Annotated in this window: 17 protein-coding genes; 14 read left to right on the forward strand and 3 right to left on the reverse strand. The window is 55.9% G+C overall.

Annotation, left to right across the window (positions count from 1 at the left end; translation table 11 throughout):
- The first annotated feature begins 62 nt into the window (after positions 1-62).
- Complete coding sequence (locus FPY71_RS02475) at positions 63-1184, forward strand: C4-dicarboxylate TRAP transporter substrate-binding protein (RefSeq protein WP_149297309.1); 1122 nt, start codon at positions 63-65, stop codon at positions 1182-1184.
- A 181-nt stretch (positions 1185-1365) separates the two neighbouring features.
- Here FPY71_RS02475 and FPY71_RS02480 read toward each other — a convergent pair whose 3' ends face one another.
- Positions 1366-2184 carry an MBL fold metallo-hydrolase gene (locus FPY71_RS02480; RefSeq protein ID WP_188052179.1) on the reverse strand — a complete coding sequence of 273 codons (819 nt, stop codon included), beginning with the start codon at positions 2182-2184 and terminating at the stop codon, positions 1366-1368.
- An 85-nt stretch (positions 2185-2269) separates the two neighbouring features.
- Positions 2270-3196 carry an AraC family transcriptional regulator gene (locus FPY71_RS02485; RefSeq protein WP_246160101.1) on the reverse strand — a complete coding sequence of 309 codons (927 nt, stop codon included), beginning with the start codon at positions 3194-3196 and terminating at the stop codon, positions 2270-2272.
- A 298-nt stretch (positions 3197-3494) separates the two neighbouring features.
- Between FPY71_RS02485 and FPY71_RS02490 the strand changes: the two genes are divergently transcribed.
- The 3 genes from FPY71_RS02490 (at position 3495) to FPY71_RS02500 (ending at position 6677) form a co-directional block, all read left to right on the forward strand.
- On the forward strand, positions 3495-4598 hold the full coding sequence (locus tag FPY71_RS02490; protein ID WP_149297313.1) for a Gfo/Idh/MocA family protein: 1104 nt from the start codon (positions 3495-3497) through the stop codon (positions 4596-4598).
- Positions 4599-4723: 125 nt separating this feature from the next.
- Complete coding sequence (locus FPY71_RS02495; RefSeq protein ID WP_149298606.1) at positions 4724-5740, forward strand: aldo/keto reductase; 1017 nt, start codon at positions 4724-4726, stop codon at positions 5738-5740.
- 70 nt (positions 5741-5810) lie between these two features.
- Positions 5811-6677, forward strand: coding sequence for an SDR family NAD(P)-dependent oxidoreductase (locus tag FPY71_RS02500; protein ID WP_149297315.1), 867 nt, complete (start codon positions 5811-5813; stop codon positions 6675-6677).
- Positions 6678-6997: 320 nt separating this feature from the next.
- On the opposite strand, the gene FPY71_RS02505 is transcribed toward FPY71_RS02500, so the two are convergent.
- Positions 6998-7891 (reverse strand): LysR family transcriptional regulator, encoded by an 894-nt coding sequence (locus tag FPY71_RS02505; RefSeq protein ID WP_149297317.1) that lies wholly within the window; start codon positions 7889-7891, stop codon positions 6998-7000.
- A gap of 99 nt (positions 7892-7990) precedes the next feature.
- Here FPY71_RS02505 and FPY71_RS02510 point away from each other — a divergent pair, with 99 nt between their 5' ends.
- The 10 genes from FPY71_RS02510 (at position 7991) to FPY71_RS02555 (ending at position 17329) form a co-directional block, all read left to right on the forward strand.
- Positions 7991-8806: an SDR family NAD(P)-dependent oxidoreductase gene (locus tag FPY71_RS02510; protein ID WP_149297319.1), complete on the forward strand. Its 816-nt coding sequence runs from the start codon at positions 7991-7993 to the stop codon at positions 8804-8806.
- Between the two features lie 582 nt (positions 8807-9388).
- Positions 9389-9691 (forward strand): urease subunit gamma, encoded by a 303-nt coding sequence (locus FPY71_RS02515; protein ID WP_149297321.1) that lies wholly within the window; start codon positions 9389-9391, stop codon positions 9689-9691.
- 21 nt (positions 9692-9712) lie between these two features.
- Positions 9713-10123 (forward strand): urease subunit beta, encoded by a 411-nt coding sequence (locus FPY71_RS02520; protein WP_149297323.1) that lies wholly within the window; start codon positions 9713-9715, stop codon positions 10121-10123.
- Positions 10124-10158: 35 nt separating this feature from the next.
- Positions 10159-11871 (forward strand): urease subunit alpha, encoded by a 1713-nt coding sequence (locus FPY71_RS02525; RefSeq protein ID WP_149297325.1) that lies wholly within the window; start codon positions 10159-10161, stop codon positions 11869-11871.
- A gap of 122 nt (positions 11872-11993) precedes the next feature.
- A complete protein-coding gene (locus FPY71_RS02530; RefSeq protein WP_149297327.1) occupies positions 11994-12671 on the forward strand; it encodes an urease accessory protein UreE in 678 nt (225 codons plus the stop codon).
- 3 nt (positions 12672-12674) lie between these two features.
- Positions 12675-13397: an urease accessory protein UreF gene (locus tag FPY71_RS02535; RefSeq protein WP_246160102.1), complete on the forward strand. Its 723-nt coding sequence runs from the start codon at positions 12675-12677 to the stop codon at positions 13395-13397.
- A gap of 52 nt (positions 13398-13449) precedes the next feature.
- Entirely contained in the window at positions 13450-14097 is a 648-nt protein-coding gene (ureG, locus tag FPY71_RS02540) for an urease accessory protein UreG (protein ID WP_149297330.1), read from the forward strand.
- 4 nt (positions 14098-14101) lie between these two features.
- Positions 14102-15037: an urease accessory protein UreD gene (locus FPY71_RS02545; protein ID WP_149297332.1), complete on the forward strand. Its 936-nt coding sequence runs from the start codon at positions 14102-14104 to the stop codon at positions 15035-15037.
- 35 nt (positions 15038-15072) lie between these two features.
- The gene (gene yut, locus FPY71_RS02550) at positions 15073-16053 is read left to right on the forward strand and encodes an urea transporter (RefSeq protein WP_149297334.1); all 981 of its coding nucleotides are present in this window, start codon (positions 15073-15075) and stop codon (positions 16051-16053) included.
- Between the two features lie 34 nt (positions 16054-16087).
- A complete protein-coding gene (locus FPY71_RS02555) occupies positions 16088-17329 on the forward strand; it encodes an ammonium transporter (RefSeq protein ID WP_149297336.1) in 1242 nt (413 codons plus the stop codon).
- The last annotated feature ends 12 nt before the right edge of the window (positions 17330-17341 follow it).

A 17341-nucleotide genomic window follows, 5' to 3' on the forward strand; every position in this document is an offset into this window, starting at 1 on the left:
GAGTAATACAATAAAATAAAGGTAAATATTCGAAGATCAACGGCTCATATAAGGAGAAGTGCATGAGAAAACTTATTCTGGCTGCAACTGTTGCAGGAGCGACGATGGCCGGCTCCGCTAACTCGGCTGAGCTTACCGGCAGTATCTGGTTTCCTGACACGCACCCGCTTACAAGCGCTGGTTATCTGGACTGGGCGAAGCAGGTTAACGAGGCCTCCGGTGGCGACCTTTCGATCCGCGTTTTCACAGGCACTGCGCTACTGCCAGCCGGGGCGCATCTGAGCGGTCTTCGCGATGGCATCGCCGGTCTGACCTATCATGCGGGCACCTATACGCCATCCGACCTGCCTGAGGATAACGTGCTTGCGGTTCTGGGTATCGGTCTTGAAGACAATATCGTCATCGCCGCTGCGGTGACGGACTTTTATATGAACGATCCAGGCATGAAGGCGATGTTCGACCGCCACGGCCTCGTGTTTCTGAGTGGTTATGCCACGCCGCCTTACATATTGATGTGCACCTCCAAGGTGGAATCGCTCGCCGACATTCGTGGAAAGCGCATCAGAATGCCAGGCGCGATTCACGCCCAGTTTGCCGACCGGATCGGTGCGGTCGCGGTCAGCGTTCCCTCAACAGAAATGTTCACAGGACTTGAGCGTGGTCAGCTCGACTGTGCGGCCAACGCCGCTAACGACCTTCGAAGCAGGTCCTTATGGGATGTGGCCAAGCACGTGACGACGATAGATCTGGGCTCGTACTTTTCCGGGTGGCACCATGCGGCCAATGCAGACTCGTGGGCGGGACTGTCGGACGAGCAACGTCGGATCATTCTGGACACTCTGACCGATGCTGTTGTGAACTCCACCATAGAATACACCCGCACTTCAGAAGCCTCGCTTGCCGAAGCTCCAGATCATGGCGTGACCATCTACGAACCATCAGCGGATCTTCAGGGTGCGCTGGACGAGTTCAACCAGAATGAGGTTGCGCAGATCGCCGTCGGCGAGGGTACCAATGTATTTAACATGCAAGGTACGGAGGAACTGATCGAGCGGTTCCAGGGCGCGGTTCAGAAATGGCGCGGCCTTTACGAGGGTGTCGACCGTACCGATGCAGACGCTCTGCGGACAATCCTTTACGACAATCTCTATAGCCAGGTAGACGAGAGCAGCTACGGTTTGTAAGTGGGCAGCCATTGAAAAGGTGCTGAGTGATATCGAACGAAACGGCTCATCATTCTGATGGGCCGTTTTCATCTGACGACAGGTTGATATCCTCGTTCGGCGTCTGGGGATTGCCATCGCCGAAAGCAAGTTGGGTCTCCGGAAGCTTGCATCGAGGATGCCTTCGGTTGGGCCGTCTTATTCAGTGGTCGATATCTGGTGTGAAAATTCGTAGCCGCGTCGAAGCGCTGCCGATACGCCGGACGAAATCGTCTCGGGTGCGAACGCTGTTATACTGATAGATATAAACTGATCGTGGCTGCATGACGGAGATGACATTCACCGCATCTTCCGGCCCCATTGCATAGGGTGGATAGAGTGGAATGAAGGCGATATCGATATTGCGCAGCTCCAGCATCTCGGGAACGGCTTCAGTCGAACCACCAATGTATAGCCTCTGGCCATCAACTGTGACCAGGTAGGCATTGCCGCGTCCTCGCGGATGCCAGCGTTCGGCCTGCCCGACGAGGCCATAGGACGGGAATGCCTCGATCCGGATAGCTCCGAGTTCCGCGGTTTCGCCGTTCGCAAGTGAGATGGCGCTGCCGGTCAAGCTTTCCGGAAGGCGTGCCATGACATAGGGAGGAACGACGATTTTAGTATCGGGTCCAACAAGATCCTCCAGTGTTCGCGCATCGTAGTGTTCGCCATGTTCGTGCGAGATCAGGATGAGGTCCGGCGCTTCCTGTCTCGCGTAGCGGCCTCCTCCACCCGTCGGATCAGTATAGATGATGCCATTTGGTGTTTGAATCACCACGCTCATTTGCTGAACCGGGGTAACGAAGATATCGCCACTGTCGGACTGAAATTGTTCGGTGGTCGTTTGAGCCGGCTGCGCAGCGACGCTGGCCAGGCCGGTGAGTACGGCCACCTGGAGTAAAACCGCGGCGCAAGCCAGGGCGACGAAGGTTCGGCTTATCCAGGGACTGGCTACGAGATTGTGCTTTCGAAGGATCATCATTTCTACCTCCATTTGCGCGCACGCGCTTTATCGCGCGCCGGCTCCGACGCGGTTCAATTGAAGATGAAGAAGCTTTGGAGAAGCTTCAGGCCGGTGCTGATTGACGAGCCGGCCAATTCTCGCGGCTGAGCGTAGCGCGTAGCGTCGCGGCATCATCACTCGGCGTCAGATTGAAAAGACGGCGATAGTCGCGATTGAACTGCGATAGACTTTCGTACCCGACATCATAAGCAACCGTCGAGATGGCGCTAGCACTCGACAGGCCACGACGCGCCTCCTGCAACCGCACTCGTTTCTGGAACTGGAGCGGCGACATAGAAGTCACCGACTTGAAATGCCGGTGAAAGCTGGGAACACTCATGTTCGCCAGAGAAGCGAGCTCTGCGATCTTCAGCGCTTCAGCGTAATTCTGCCTGATCCAAGCGGTTGCCCGACTGATCCTGGTCGCGTGGCCATTGGCAAAGGCAAGCTGGCTAAGCAACAGCCCATGTTGGGTGTGCAACAGTTTCCAGGTGATCTCCCGCCGGATCAGCGGAGCCATAACAGATATGTCGCGCGGTCGCTCCAGCAATGACACCAAACGAATAAGAGGGTCGTAAAGGTCGGGGTCGAGAGTGTATTTACCTGCAACCGAGGTGTCGTCCGTTTTTGGGCGCAAACCGGACTGCTCTCGCAACAGGTCAGCTACGACCGCAGGATCGATGTCCAGATGGATCGCCAGATAGGGGGCGGACGGGCTCGCCTCGGTGACCTGCGACGTAACGGGCACATCGGCCGCGCAGACCAGGGATTCCCCGGCCGCGTAGCGAAACGGGGTTTCGGCGACCATCATCTCCTTCACGCCTCTGCCAACCAGTCCGAACGAGGGGTGATAGATGGAGTGCCCGACCTCCGAGGGCTGATCCGTTCGCCCAACTTTCAGCCCGTCAATCGGCGTTACGTAGTCATAACGGGCATGGCGCTCCATGACGTTCAGCAGGTCTGAGAATTTCGGTTTAGTCATGAGGGTCATGTTTTCCCTGCATTCGGGTCAATCTCGAAATGCCCCGCCGAGTACCCGCTCGGCTGGGTAGGTTGCGCCGCCGGGCATCGCCGGCGCCAACCAGGTTCACCACTGAATACTATCAGAAGCTATGCATATACTATCAAGTCCGCGTCCGTTCGTCTCATTCGTCGAAACCCGGTTTACCGAATGAGAGTGAAGAGCCAGTTCCTGATACTATCTGCGTAGCTCGTGCCTCGGTCCATTCCTATGTTTCAGCTAAAGGACCCCCCAGTGTCCAAACCCATCCACAGCGGAGCATAGAAACATGTCGGACACAAAGTATCGCGTTGGAATAATTGGAGCGGATACGCAGGCGAGTTGGGCCGGCGCATCGCATGTGCCCGCGCTACAGACGCAGCCAACGCTTGTGCTCTCTGCGGTTGCAACGCGCCGCGAGGAAAGCGCCAAAGCCGCTGCCGAGGCGTTTGGTGCCGAACACTGGTTTGCCGACCCCTATGCGATGATCAACGACAAAAACATCGACATCATTACCGTCGCCGTAAAAGTTCCTGCTCATCGGGACTTGGTGATGGCGGCACTCAAGGCCGGCAAGGCCGTCTATAGCGAGTCCCCGCTCGGGACGACGCTGGCAGAGACCGAGGAGATGGCGGCCGCGTCAGCCTCTTTGCACACCGCAATCGGCCTGCAGGGACGGCACAATCCCGCGGTTCGCCGTGCCGCGGAACTGGTCGCTTCGGACAAGCTTGGCCGACTGACTTCGGCACGCGTTGGCGCAACGACCTTCGGCTACGGTCCACAGACCACCGCAGCCTACGACTATTTCAATAAGGCGGCGTCGGGCGCAAGCTTCATGACCATCACGGTAGGTCACGTCCTGGATGTCATTGAGGCGGTGCTGGGCAACATCACCGAAGTCGATGCCCGCACCGAGCTTCTGTGGCCGGAGATTGAGGTCGTCGACACCGGAGAGACGTCGGTTCGCGATACACCCGATCATCTCGATCTGATCGCCAAGACGGCAAGCGGGGCGCCCGTATCGGTCCAGGTTCTGGCATCCGTGCCGGCCGAGGAGGCGAACTTTTTCTTTGAGGTACGCGGATCGAATGGCTGGCTGAAACTTGCGGGTAATCACCTTGCCGGCGTGCAGGTGGGCGACCTCACTTTGACGGCCAGTTTCCCGTTCGAGATGCCCGAGGCGCCCGTCGCCACTGGCGTCGGCCCCACCGCAGCCGACTTTTGGAAAGGTGCCGCGATCAATGTGAGCGAGGTTTACGCCTCACTCGCACGCGATCTGGCGGCCGGCACATATGAGACGCCGGGTTTCGCCCATGCGCTGCACAACAGCCGTCTGGTCGCCGCGGTTGAACGCGCTGCACAGACCGGAGTACGGCAGGTCATCAGCGGATAACGCCACGTGCGCCATCCTATCAGCTCTCGAATGCGGGCTGATGGGCCTCCCAAGGTATTCGGCCATGAATCCGTGCGGCGGACCGCATGGCTGTGAACACGCGCGTCCATTTCAGGAGATTTTCGATGCATATGCGAAAATTTGGAACCAGCGGCCTGTTCGTCTCGCAGCTTTGCTTCGGTGCTATGACCTTCGGCGGAACTGACGGAATCTGGGGCCAGGTCGGAAGGCTCGGGCAGGAAGATGCTGACAACCTGATCAAGGCCGCTCTAGAGGCGGGCATCAACCTGTTCGACACAGCCAATGTCTACGCCAATGGGCGAAGCGAGGAGATTCTCGGCCAGTCGTTCCGCAACCTCGGCGTGGCACGCGACGACATCATCATCGCCACCAAAGCCGCCGCCTCCATGGGGCCAGGCCCCAACATGCGCGGCGCGTCGCGGCGCCATCTGCTAAACGAATGCAGGGCCAGCCTCAGGCGGCTCGGTGTCGATCATATTGACCTATACCAGGTCCACGCCTTCGATCCCGCCACGCCAATCGAGGAGACGCTCGAAGCGCTCGATACGCTCGTGCGGGCCGGCGACGTCCGCTACATCGGCCTATCCAACTGGGCCGCGTGGCAGATCATGAAGGCGATCGGCATCGCCTGTGCCCGCCATCTCGCGCCAATCACGTCGGTACAGGCGTACTACACGCTGGTCGGCCGCGACATAGAACGCGAGATCACGCCGATGCTCGCGTCCGAAGGCGTGGGCCTCATGGTATGGAGCCCGCTCGCCGGGGGGTATCTGACCGGGAAATATTCCGGCAGCGGCTCAGGCGAAGGCGGGCGACAGACAGAACTCGACTTCCCGCCGATCAATCGCGCTCGCGGCGAACCGCTGATCGAGATCCTGCGGGTAGTTGCCCAGAAGCATCGCAGTAACCCCGCGCAGATCGCCATCGCCTGGCTGCTGAAGCAGTCAGTCGTCTCCACCGTCATCATTGGCGCCAAGCGGGTCGAACAGCTGCGCGAGAATGTACAGGCTACCGAGGTCATGCTGGATGACGAGGACATGGCGCAGCTCGATGCCGTCAGCTCTCTACCGATTGAATATCCGGAATGGTCGCAAAGCGGATTCAACAAGCGCGACTGGTGACTTGGATCCGACGAACCGGGCGCCAGCCGGCGCCGGGATAACCACTGGCTGAAACTTTATGGAGAACCTGATGAACAACACTACAATCGACACAAGCCGCCGAAACCTGCTGATCGGCGCATCGGTGGGCGTGGCGGCGATCGCTGCGCCGGTGGCCGCTCTGGCTCAAGAGACTTCATCTGAAAAACAGCCCGGCCAAGGTGACCTTGCCGGAAAGCGCGCCCTCGTCACCGGTGCCTCGCGAGGGATAGGGGCTGGGATCGCGCTGGAGCTTGCGGAGCGGGGCGCCGATGTTGCGATCACCTACATTCAATCCACGGATAAAGCTGCGGACATCGTTCGTCAGATCGAGGCGAAGGGGCGGCGTGCAATCGCTATCCAGGCCGACAGCGGCGATCCCGAAGCAGTCAGGCGCTCAGTCGAGGAAACAGTCGCCCATCTGGGCGGCCTGGACATCCTGGTCAACAACGTCGGCATCTCGCGTTCGGGCCCGTTGGCCGAGATGGAGTTGGCCGTCATCGACGACGTCCTGAACGTCAACGCGCGTTCAGCGGTCCTCGCCTCGCAAGCGGCGATTCCGCATCTCACGGCGGGCGGTCGCATCATCACCACCGGTTCTTGCCTTGCCGAGCGCGTGCCCTATCCGGGGCTCACCGTCTACTCGATGTCGAAATCCGCGCTTCTCGCGTTCACGCGGGGCCTTGCGAGGGAACTTGGCCCGCAAGACATCACCGTGAACCTGGTTCAGCCAGGGCCGATCGACACCGATCAGAACCCGGCTGATGGCGATTGGGCCGAACCGAACCGCCAAATGACCGCCTTGGGTCGCTACGGTAATCCGGCCGATATCGCCGCTGCGGTTGCCCACCTTGCACGCCCCACGGCTCATTTCATGACCGGATCGGTGGTGACGGTCGATGCAGGCTTCAACGCCTGAGGCAAGAGGCCGTCGGGTTACTTTGAAATATGGGGCCGACAATCGCCGGCTCCCGCGCAAACGCCATAACGACGCGGCCAGCCAATCAACATGCTTGAGGAAGGCGCACGACACGACGGGCTCCGCTCGATCGATATCACCGCTGCAGTCGATTGCGTTACCGATATTGGTGTCCAGAGTGATCGGAAAGGTCAACGATCAGCTTCTCAAGGCTTTCAAGCTTGAGGGTGAACTCGTCTGACTTGTGCAGGACAGGCACGCCGCGAGTGTGCGGCCTGGAAGAGCAAATGGGCTGTTTGAGCCGCACCTTGGGCGGCACTTCAAACGACCCTGCTTGCTCGAAGCGTCTCCTTGAACAAATCGAACGCCGTCGTACCCTGCCGATCGGGATAATAGAGATGATAGCCGGCGAACGGCTCGCACCACGCCTGCAACAGGTGAATGAGACGGCCATCGGCAATCGGCGCTGCCACCAGATCCTCCAGGATGTAGAGGATGCCGAAACCCTCAAGGGCGGCTGCAACCAGCAGGTCGCCGTCGTTGAAAACCGGCCCGCGTCCCGGCGCGACCGTCACCGCATGGCCGTCGCGCTCGAACGACCAGAGAGACAGGTCGCCATGCGCGTCGCCGTAGGCAATGCAGCGGTGCGAAGTCAGGTCGGCGGGCTCCACCGGCGCCGAATGATCGCCCAGATAAGCGGGAGCGGCCACCACCGCGACACGAAGCGGAGGCCCAACCGCCAGAGCGATCATGTCCTTCTCCAATCGCTCGCCAAGTCGGATGCCCGCATCGTAGCGGCCCGCCACAACGTCGGTCATCGCATCATCGACGGATACCTCCACCTCGATTCCGGGGTGGTTGCGCATGAAGGTGGGGAGCATCGGCCACAGCACTGTGTCAGCGGCGTGTTTGCCCGCCGTAATCCGAACGGTGCCAATCGCTGCCCCGCTTGCTTGGGACAGCGCCTCGATTTCGTTGTCCAACCCGGCCAGTGCCGGCGATAGGGTGGCGAGCAGGCGCTTGCCAGCAGCGGTCGGCGCGACGCTGCGCGTCGTGCGGGAGAGCAGGCGAAAACCAAGTTGGCCCTCCAGCCGCTTCATGGTCTGGCTCAACGCCGACTGGGTGACGCCGAGCCGCCTGGCGGCACGCGTGAAGCTACGGTCGGATGCGATCGCAGCGAAAATGGCAAGGTCGCCTAACTGATCCGGGCGCATTCATAATCCCTGCTACTGGGGCCTATTACTGATTAGGCTATTATCTCGATCAATTAGTATAGCTACATAATCCGTGACAATGGAAACGAGGAGCGGACGATGAGCAGGATCTGGCTGGTGACGGGCGCAAGCCGGGGACTCGGACGCGAGATCACGCGCGCAGCGCTCGGTGCTGGCGAAACAGTCGTGGCAACGGCGCGGTCAGCTGATGCGGTGCGCGATGCCTTTGGGGGCGTACACGACCGCCTGCATGCGCTGGCGCTCGATATCACCGACGCCAAAGCCGCGAACGCGGTCGCCGCCGAGGTCACTGAGCGGTTCGGTGCGATCGATGTGCTGGTTAACAATGCCGGCTATGCGGAACTGGGTTTCTTCGAGACCTTCACCGATGCCGCGGTGCGGCGTCAGTTCGAGGTCAATGTGTTCGGCACGATGAACGTCGCGCGTGCGGTCGCCCCCTACATGCGTGTGCGTCGCTTCGGCCTCATCGTCACCATCTCATCGGTCAGCGGGCTGGTCTCCAACGGCGGCGGTTCGGTCTACTCGGCGTCAAAGTTCGCAGTCGAGGGATGGATGGACGGCTTTGCCCAGGAACTGGCCCCGCTGGGCGTCCGCTCGCTTCTGGTCGAGCCGGGGATGCTGCGCACAGACTTCATGGACAGCAAGTCGGCGCGCTTCGGCAGCATCGACATCCCGGACTATGCCGATGCGATTGCGGAATATCGCGCCTTCGTGGACGGGGCCAATGGCAACCAGCCGGGCGATCCGAAGTTGCTCGCCGCGCGGATCGTGGCGCTTGCTTCGCAAAGCGAGGCGCCATCGCGGCTCGTGTTCGGCGACGACGCCCGCCAGTGGGCCGGAGCGAAAGTCGACCAATTGCGGCAGGAGATTGTCCAGTCCGCCGATCGCGACTGACATGAGAGGCGGATCCGGAAGACCGCCTATTATTGGGTGCAAAGCCTGCACAATTGAACTTCTGATCTACCTTTGAAGTTGCGGAAAAGGAATGTTGCGCGCCGGAAGAGAATTTTTGCGCGCTACAGCAGCCGTGCGGGAACTGGCGAGTGAAGCCCGCACCCCCTTCGGCTTAAAAAGGGGTTATCGGCGGGAACACGTCTGGGCTTTCGCCCAGCACGCGAGGTTGCGGGCAACGTGATCTAAATCAAAGGCAGCAAAAGCAACCTGTTGAAGACACTGGCAGTCATCATAGGAGGGAAATCGACGTTCGCGGTTTCATACCGAAGTGGCGGGGGGAGGGTCCGTCAAACCACATCCCCTCATGAATATTCGCTGGCGTATCCGGTTTTATCATTAAAGAATTGAATAATATTGGACCCTCTGGATTTCCCAAGGCGCTTTACCGCCCGTTTTATTCAGGGACGTTTAGCGTGAAAGGGTTATTGCCCACCAAATAATAGATTGCTAACTTTACTTAGGGGGTAAATTTGGTGGGCTTAGTTTATGCCGATCTCCCCTGTTCTGGCACGGAGGTTACATATGCATTTTACACCCCGAGAAATTGACAAGCTTATGATTCACATGCTCGCGATGGTCGCGCAGCGCCGTAAGGATGAGGGCTTGAAACTCAATCATCCTGAAACTGTCTCGTTGATTGCTGTGGCAGCGCTTGATGGTGCACGTGCCGGAAAAACACTTGAAGAGGTGATGGAGCTCGCGCGCAAAACCATTACAAAAGACGATGTGATGGACGGCGTTGTCGAGATGGTTCCTTACGTACAGGTTGAGGCCGTTTTTACCGATGGCAGTCGCTTGGTTACCGTTCACGATCCTATTCAGTAAATTCAACATGGAGGCTCAGCTATGGCTGCAGATAAAGTAAAGACTCCTGTTGGAGGTCTGGTTCTCGGCAAGGGCGATATTGAAATTAATGCCGGTTATCCGACGACGACCATGAAAGTGCGCAATACTGGCGATCGTCCCATTCAGGTGGGTTCGCACTATCATTTTTTTGAAGTGAATGCTGATCTGGAATTTGATCGAGAGCAAGCCTTCGGTAAACGCCTGAACATACCAGCAACGACCGCTCTTCGATTTGAGCCGGGCGATGAGAAACAGGTGGTTCTTGTTCCTTACCAGGGCAAGCAGCGCGTGCTTGGTTTTAACGGTCTGGTGAATGGTTGGGTTGGCGACGAGAGCCACAATGATTCCCGTCCACGCCTGGCAGATGCAATGGAACGCGTTGCAAAATATGGCTTCAAGAACAAGCCGTAATTGCTGGCTCCCCTATCAGTGAACAGGATGTTATGATGGCTAAGATTTCAAGGCAGCAATACTCGGATCTGTACGGTCCGACGACCGGTGACCAGATTCGCCTGGGCGATACTGATCTTTACATTGAAATTGAAAAAGACCTTCGTGTTTATGGCGAAGAAGCTGTTTATGGCGGCGGCAAGACGCTGCGCGACGGCATGGGCTTTGACAATGAACTTACGAGCGCAGCGGGCGCTCCGGATCTTGTTATCACCAACGTTACAATTCTGGATGCTGTTCTGGGCGTCATCAAGGCTGATGTCGGTATCAAAAACGGCTTGATTTACGGGATCGGTAAGGCCGGCAATCCGTCGACCATGTCTGGTGTCACGCTGCCACTTGGACCGGGGACCGATGCGATCTCGGGTGAGCATCTGATCCTGACCGCTGGCGGCATTGATGCGCACGTCCACTTCATTTCGCCGCAACAGGCTGAAGCTGCATTGAGCAATGGTGTGACCACACTGTTTGGCGGTGGCGTCGGGCCAACTGACGGTACCAACGGCACAACCATTACGCCTGGAACCTGGAACATCGAAATGATGTTGCGTTCGTTCGATTCATGGCCGGTCAATGCTGGCGTTCTTGGCAAAGGCAACTCTTCGTCGCTTGTTTCTATCAAAGAGCAAATAGAAGCTGGCGCAATGGGTCTTAAAATCCACGAAGACTGGGGCAGCACGCCGGAAGCTATCCGCACATCCCTTACCATTGCTGATGAATATGACGTTCAGGTTTGTATTCACACCGATACGCTCAACGAAGCAGGTTTTGTTGAAAATACGATTGCCGCTTTCGAAGGCCGCACCATTCACACCTATCATACGGAAGGTGCTGGCGGCGGACACGCGCCAGACATCATTCGTGTTGCCGGTCAGCCAAACGTCATTCCGAGCTCAACCAATCCGACATTGCCCTATGGCATCAATTCGCAGGCCGAATTGTTTGACATGACGATGATCTGTCACAATCTGAGCCCGAAAATCCCCACCGACGTGGCATTTGCTGAAAGCCGCGTACGTCCGGAAACCATTGCTGCTGAAAACGTTTTGCACGATATTGGCGCAATTTCCATTCTCTCCAGTGACAGTCAGGCTATGGGACGTGTCGGTGAAAACTGGATGCGGACCATTCAGACCGCGCATCTGATGAAGACCCGCTTCGGTGCTTATAAGGGTGACAAGTCGGGCAATGACAACGAGCGTGTGCTGCGTTTTGTTGCCAAGGTAACAATCAACCCGGCCATCGCGCAGGGCGTGTCAAATGTGATTGGCTCCGTTGAAATTGGCAAGATGGCTGATCTGGTTCTATGGGAGCCGGCATTTTTTGGCGCAAAGCCAAAGATGGTCATCAAAGGCGGCATGATTTCATGGGCGCTGATGGGTGATCCCAATGCATCGCTGCCAACGCCGCAGCCGGTTACTTATCGTCCGATGTACGGTGCAATGGGTTCCGCTTTGCCGAAAACCCGGGTGACTTTTACATCTCTTGCCGCTTTTGATGCTGGCATTGCTGACCGTTATGAGCTGAAATCTCAGGTCATGCCTGTTTCTGGAACACGCTCCATCAGCAAAAGTTCGATGGTCCGCAACAATGCGTTGCCAACCATCGAAGTTAATCCGGAAACATTTGCGGTTACGGTAGACGGCAAGCATGCCACCGTCGAGCCAGCTACCAACGTGCCTTTGACGCAGCTTTACTTTTTCAGCTGATGTGAAGCTCAAAAGAGGGCGGCGCACTCCCTCCTGCGTTCAATTTGAAATGCAATAACCGAAGTGCCTGTCTTATGGGCATTTTTGGTTGCCGACACAAAGCATACGCCTCTGGAGGAATTATGATTCTCATTGAGAAAACCCTCGGTAACATCAAGGATTCCGTGTGGCATGATCGTTCACATCATGCGCAGGTTGACTACCTTGTCCTTGAACAATGGGAGGCACCGAAAAGCCGTCTGCGCAAGGCAAGTGAGAGCGGCTTTGAACTTGCTATTTCTCTGCCGCGATCCGAGCATCTGCATGATGGTGATGTGCTTCACTATGACGAAGACAGACAGCTCATTGTCGTCGCACGCATTGCACTTAAAGAAGTGATGGTTATCGAGCTTGAAGGACTGGAAGAGCTTGCGCCGCAGGAAATTCTGCGCATCTGTTTTGAGCTTGGCCATGGTCTGGGGAACCAGCATTGGCCAGCCGTGATCAAAGGCTCGACCGTTTACGTTCCACTGTCGGTTGATCAGAAGGTCATGGCATCGGTCATGCGAACGCACGCCTTTGAACGGGTGAAGACCTACTTTGCTCCGGGTGAGGAAATCGCTGCCAAGCTTGATGCAAAAGAAATTCGCATGCTCTTTGCAGGTGCAGACGCGACCCCGCATCATCATCATCATGATTTGAACAAGCATTCTCATGAGCACAATCACGGCTCAGAGACGCATACGCATGAACATAGTCATGACCATTCCCACGATCATGATCATTCGCATGACACTGGGCACGGCCATCATCACAGGTAAGTCATGTCACTCATACAGAACAAGGAACCGGGGTCGGCCAAGGATATGGTTCTTTTGGCGAGGTTACTGCAATTTTCAGATTCAACCTTGCCGGTTGGTGCATTCGCATTTTCAAACGGGCTTGAATCAGCGTTGCAAACCGAGGTTGTTACCAACCCGGCAAGTCTGCATCAGTTTGTCGAGCTAGTGGTGCGTCAAGCCGCCCGCATGGATGGCATCGCGTTTCTTCATGCGCATCGCGCCATATTGGCAGGCGAGTATGAAAGCGTGCTTGCCGCCGATCACGAGATATGGAACCGCCGAATTGGGGAAGAGCAGCAAATGATGCTCGCGAGGATGGGCAAAAAGTTTGCTGAATTGTCACTCAGGATCAGCGATTTTCCACCACTTGATGGCTGGCTGAAAGATATCAAATCCGGTGTGACACCGGGGTGTTTTCCGATCGGTCAGGCTTTGGCGCTGGCGCATATGGGCGCGGATGAAAAACAGGCCTTTGTCGTACACCAATATGGCGTTGCGTCGATGGTTCTGAGCGCTGCTACACGCCTGATGCGGATCGATCATCTCGAAACGCAACGCATATTATTTGCTTCTCAAAATCGAGTTGCGAGCGACTATGATGATGTGCGTGGTCTGGAACTGGATGAAATGTCCAGTTTTGCGCCGATCTTCGATGTTCTGGTTGCCCATCACACAAAGGCGCATGTCCGACTGTTTATGAATTAGCGTGCGTCTCCGCAAACGGGGTCACTTCAGGAAATTCAAGCGGGAATAAACCATGAAAAAAATTACGCGTATTGGTATTGGTGGCCCTGTTGGATCAGGCAAAACGGCGGTTATTGAAACGATTACGCCACGGCTGATCGAAATGGGTATCAAGCCTCTCATCATCACCAATGACGTTGTGACCACAGAAGATGCCAAGCAAGTGCGACGCACGCTCAATGGCATTCTGATTGAGGAAAAGATCGTCGGCGTTGAAACCGGCGCTTGTCCACATACTGCTGTTCGTGAAGATCCTTCAATGAACATCGCCGCTGTGGAAGAGCTGGAAGAAAAATATCCTGATAGCGATGTGATCCTGATTGAATCGGGCGGTGACAATCTGACTTTAACGTTCAGCCCGGCCCTTGCAGATTTTTTCATCTACGTGATTGATGTGGCCGCTGGTGACAAAATTCCGCGCAAAAATGGCGCAGGCGTTTGTCAGTCGGATATTCTCATCATCAACAAAAAGGATCTTGCACCTTATGTCGGCGCGAGCCTTGAGGTTATGGATCGCGATTCAAAGCTGATGCGCGGCAAGAAGCCCTTTGTTTTCACCAATTGCAAAACCGGTGAGGGCATTGATGATTTGATGCGGCTGATCCTTGATATGGCACTGTTTGACGTTAAGCCGGTTCTGGCCGATCAAACGGCTGGGTAATGTCATGAGCCTTCACGAGCGACTAACCCGGCTTGATGCTGCCAGAGAACTGAAAGAATTTCAGACGCAGCCCTCGCAAATGCGCGCTGCCGGTCCGGGCAAAGTCGGTGAATTGCGCCTGGGATTTTCAGTTCGCCATGGTCGCTCGGTGCTGCACGATCTTTACCGTGTGGCACCGCTTCTGGTTCAACAGGCGCTTTATTGGGATGAAGCCATGCCAGAATTGCCAATCTGTTCGATCATCTCGATTGGTGGCGGTATCTTGCAGGGCGATCGTTACAAGATCGATATTCACGTCGGTGAGGGCGCTTGCGCACAGGTGTCATCACAGGGGGCCAATCGTGTTCATCAAATGGACGCGAATTATGCCTCGCAATATCAGACCGTGACTCTGGAGGCAGGCACATATCTCGAATATCTGCCCGACTTCACAATCCCTTACCGCAATTCGCGCTTCATCAATCATACGGATATTGTCATCGATGAGAGCGCAACGCTTCTCTATGGCGAAATGATGATGACGGGGCGCAAGCATCATCATGAAAGCGAGCGTTTTGGGTTCGATCTGCTTTCCATGTTTGTTTCGGCGAAGCGGCCGGATGGCAAGCGCCTGTTCACAGACAAGGTTCTGATCGAGAAGGGTAATCCAACCATTGATTTTGCCGCTGTCATGCGCGGTTTCGATGCCTTTGCAAATATTGTCTGCCTAACGCCCCCCGATGTTGCCGCACGGATTAAAGAACGCACGCAGGTTAGCTTCAGCACCGAGGCACCACGCGCGATTTCCGGCGTGTCGATGCTGCCAAACCATGCCGGCCTTATACTGCGTGCGGTAGGCATTGAGAGTTATGATGTTCGTGCAGAGGTTCGAAATTTCTGGAAGATTGTTCGTGAAGAAGTGCGTGGGCGTACTTTGCCGGAAGAGTTTCTCTGGCGATAGAGCACGTTGCAACTGGATTGAAAGGGGATGCTTCAATGGCCGGGAAAAAGGATAATTTTCCTCTGGTACTTCTGCGCGGTGCGGGTCAGGTTTTCTTTATGGAGAACGCCCTTACAGGATTGCTGTTTTTTACGGCGATTGCCTATGCATCTTACGCGACAGGTATCTGGGCAACCTCAATCGGCGCTATCCTCGGCCTCACCATTGCTACGCTCACTGCACAGCTGCTCGATTGCGATAAGCCGTCCATTAATTCAGGGTTGTTTGGCTTCAACGGCATTCTGGTCGGTGTTGCTCTGCCGACATTCATCGCAGCAACACCGCAACTCTGGTTCTACATCATCATAGGATCTGCGCTGAGTACGGTTATGACCGCTACGTTCAGTGCGACGCTGACCAAAAGTTGGGGCATACCCGGCTCAACGGGGCCATTCGTGTTGACCGGGTGGCTCATGGTGGCCGGAGCCTATTCTTTTGGCGCTCTTGATGTAACTGGCGACAGCCCCAAGCTCGTATCCGACTATGTGCAGGGCGCTGCCAGCATTCCAGGCAATATCGAATTGATGCAAATATTTTTCCGCAACATTGCGCAGGTTTTTCTGCTTGGCAATGAGGTCAGCGGTGCGCTGATCCTGATCGGTATTTTTGTGGCTTCTCGTCAGGCGGGTATTGCGGCGGCCTTGGGATCACTGATCGCAATGATAACCGCTATTGGCATGCGTGCTGATCCTGCCGTTGTCATTCAAGGGCTGTATGGTTTCAGTCCCGTTCTGACGGCAATCGCTGTGGGCGTTATCTTTCTTAAGACGGATGGAAAAGTGATTGCCTATGCGGTTCTTGCCACCATCGTCACGGTCTTCATCCAAGGCGCTTATGATGCAATCATGTCCCCAATTGGACTACCGTCTTTCACGGCTCCTTATGTGCTGACACTCTACTTGTTCATCGCACCGAAGAAGCTGTTTGCACCACATCCGCACCAGGCAGTTACACAGCATCTGGTCAAAGATAATTAATTTCTTCTGAATTTCGGTTCCGAGAGGGGGCAACATGCAATCTATCAGCGCGGGCGATACAGCCTTTATTCTAATATGCACAGCACTTGTGTGCATGATGACACCGGCACTGGCCTTATTCTATGGTGGCCTCGTCCGCCAGCGTGATGTTCTTTCCATTATGATACAAAACTTCGTCTGCATGGGCGTTGTTAGTCTCATCTGGGTGTTCGGTGGATTCAGTCTGGCTTTTGGCCCGTCAATTGGCGGTGTCATTGGTAACATCAGCACCTATTTTGGCATGTACCATGTCGGTATTGAGCCTAACCCGACCTATGCAGCCAATGTTCCTTTCATCATGGTCTTTGCTTACCAGATGATGTTTGCGATCATCACGCCTGCGCTGATGACCGGAGCCTTTGTCGGTCGGTTCAAGTTCGGTGCTTATTTGTTCTTTATCGCCTTCTGGACAATCCTTGTTTATCTTCCCGCGGCGCATTGGGTCTGGGGCGGCGGCTTTCTGGCAAAGCTCGGCGTGGTTGATTTTGCTGGCGGCATTGTCATTCATGCCTCCGCTGGATTTTCGGCGCTTGCAGCAGCCAAATATCTTGGAAAGCGCAAACTCGCACCCGGCCAAACGGAATCACAGCCTGCAAGCCTGCCGCTTGTTGCAATTGGTGCCGGTCTTCTATGGTTCGGCTGGTTTGGCTTTAACGCGGGTGGTGCTTATGCAGCTGATGCGTTGGCAGCCTATGCATTCACAAACACCATGCTTGCAGGCTCAATTGCCATGCTCGTCTGGATGTTCTGGGAGTGGAAAGAGTCTGGTCGTCCATCTTTCTCCGGTGTTCTGGTTGGTGCGGTAACGGGACTTGCAACGATTACGCCTGCGGCGGGATATGTAGAGCCGATTACAGCGCTTCTCATTGGTGCAATTGGCGCTTCGGTCTGCTTCAATGCCAAATATGTGCAGAAATGGCTGAAGATCGATGACTCGCTGGAGGTCTGGCGTGCGCACGGGGTTGGCGGCATGACTGGCGCGATACTGATTGGCGTAACAGCAAGCTCACACATCAACGCTGTATCGGCCAGTGCGTATCAGCTTGGCGTACAGGTTCTGGCTGTTGTCATTGTCGCGGCATATGCATGGATCATCACGACAATCCTTCTCAAGTTGCTTGATGCATTTGGTCATCTGCGTGTGCCTGATGAAATTCAGCGCGAAGGACTGGATGACAGTCTCTACGGAGAAAATGCCTTCAGCCTTTGGGGCATGAAAAAGCAGATGGATAAGTAATCGGATAATATA

The organism is Aureimonas fodinaquatilis (assembly GCF_008369445.1).
GTDB lineage: Bacteria > Pseudomonadota > Alphaproteobacteria > Rhizobiales > Rhizobiaceae > Aureimonas > Aureimonas fodinaquatilis.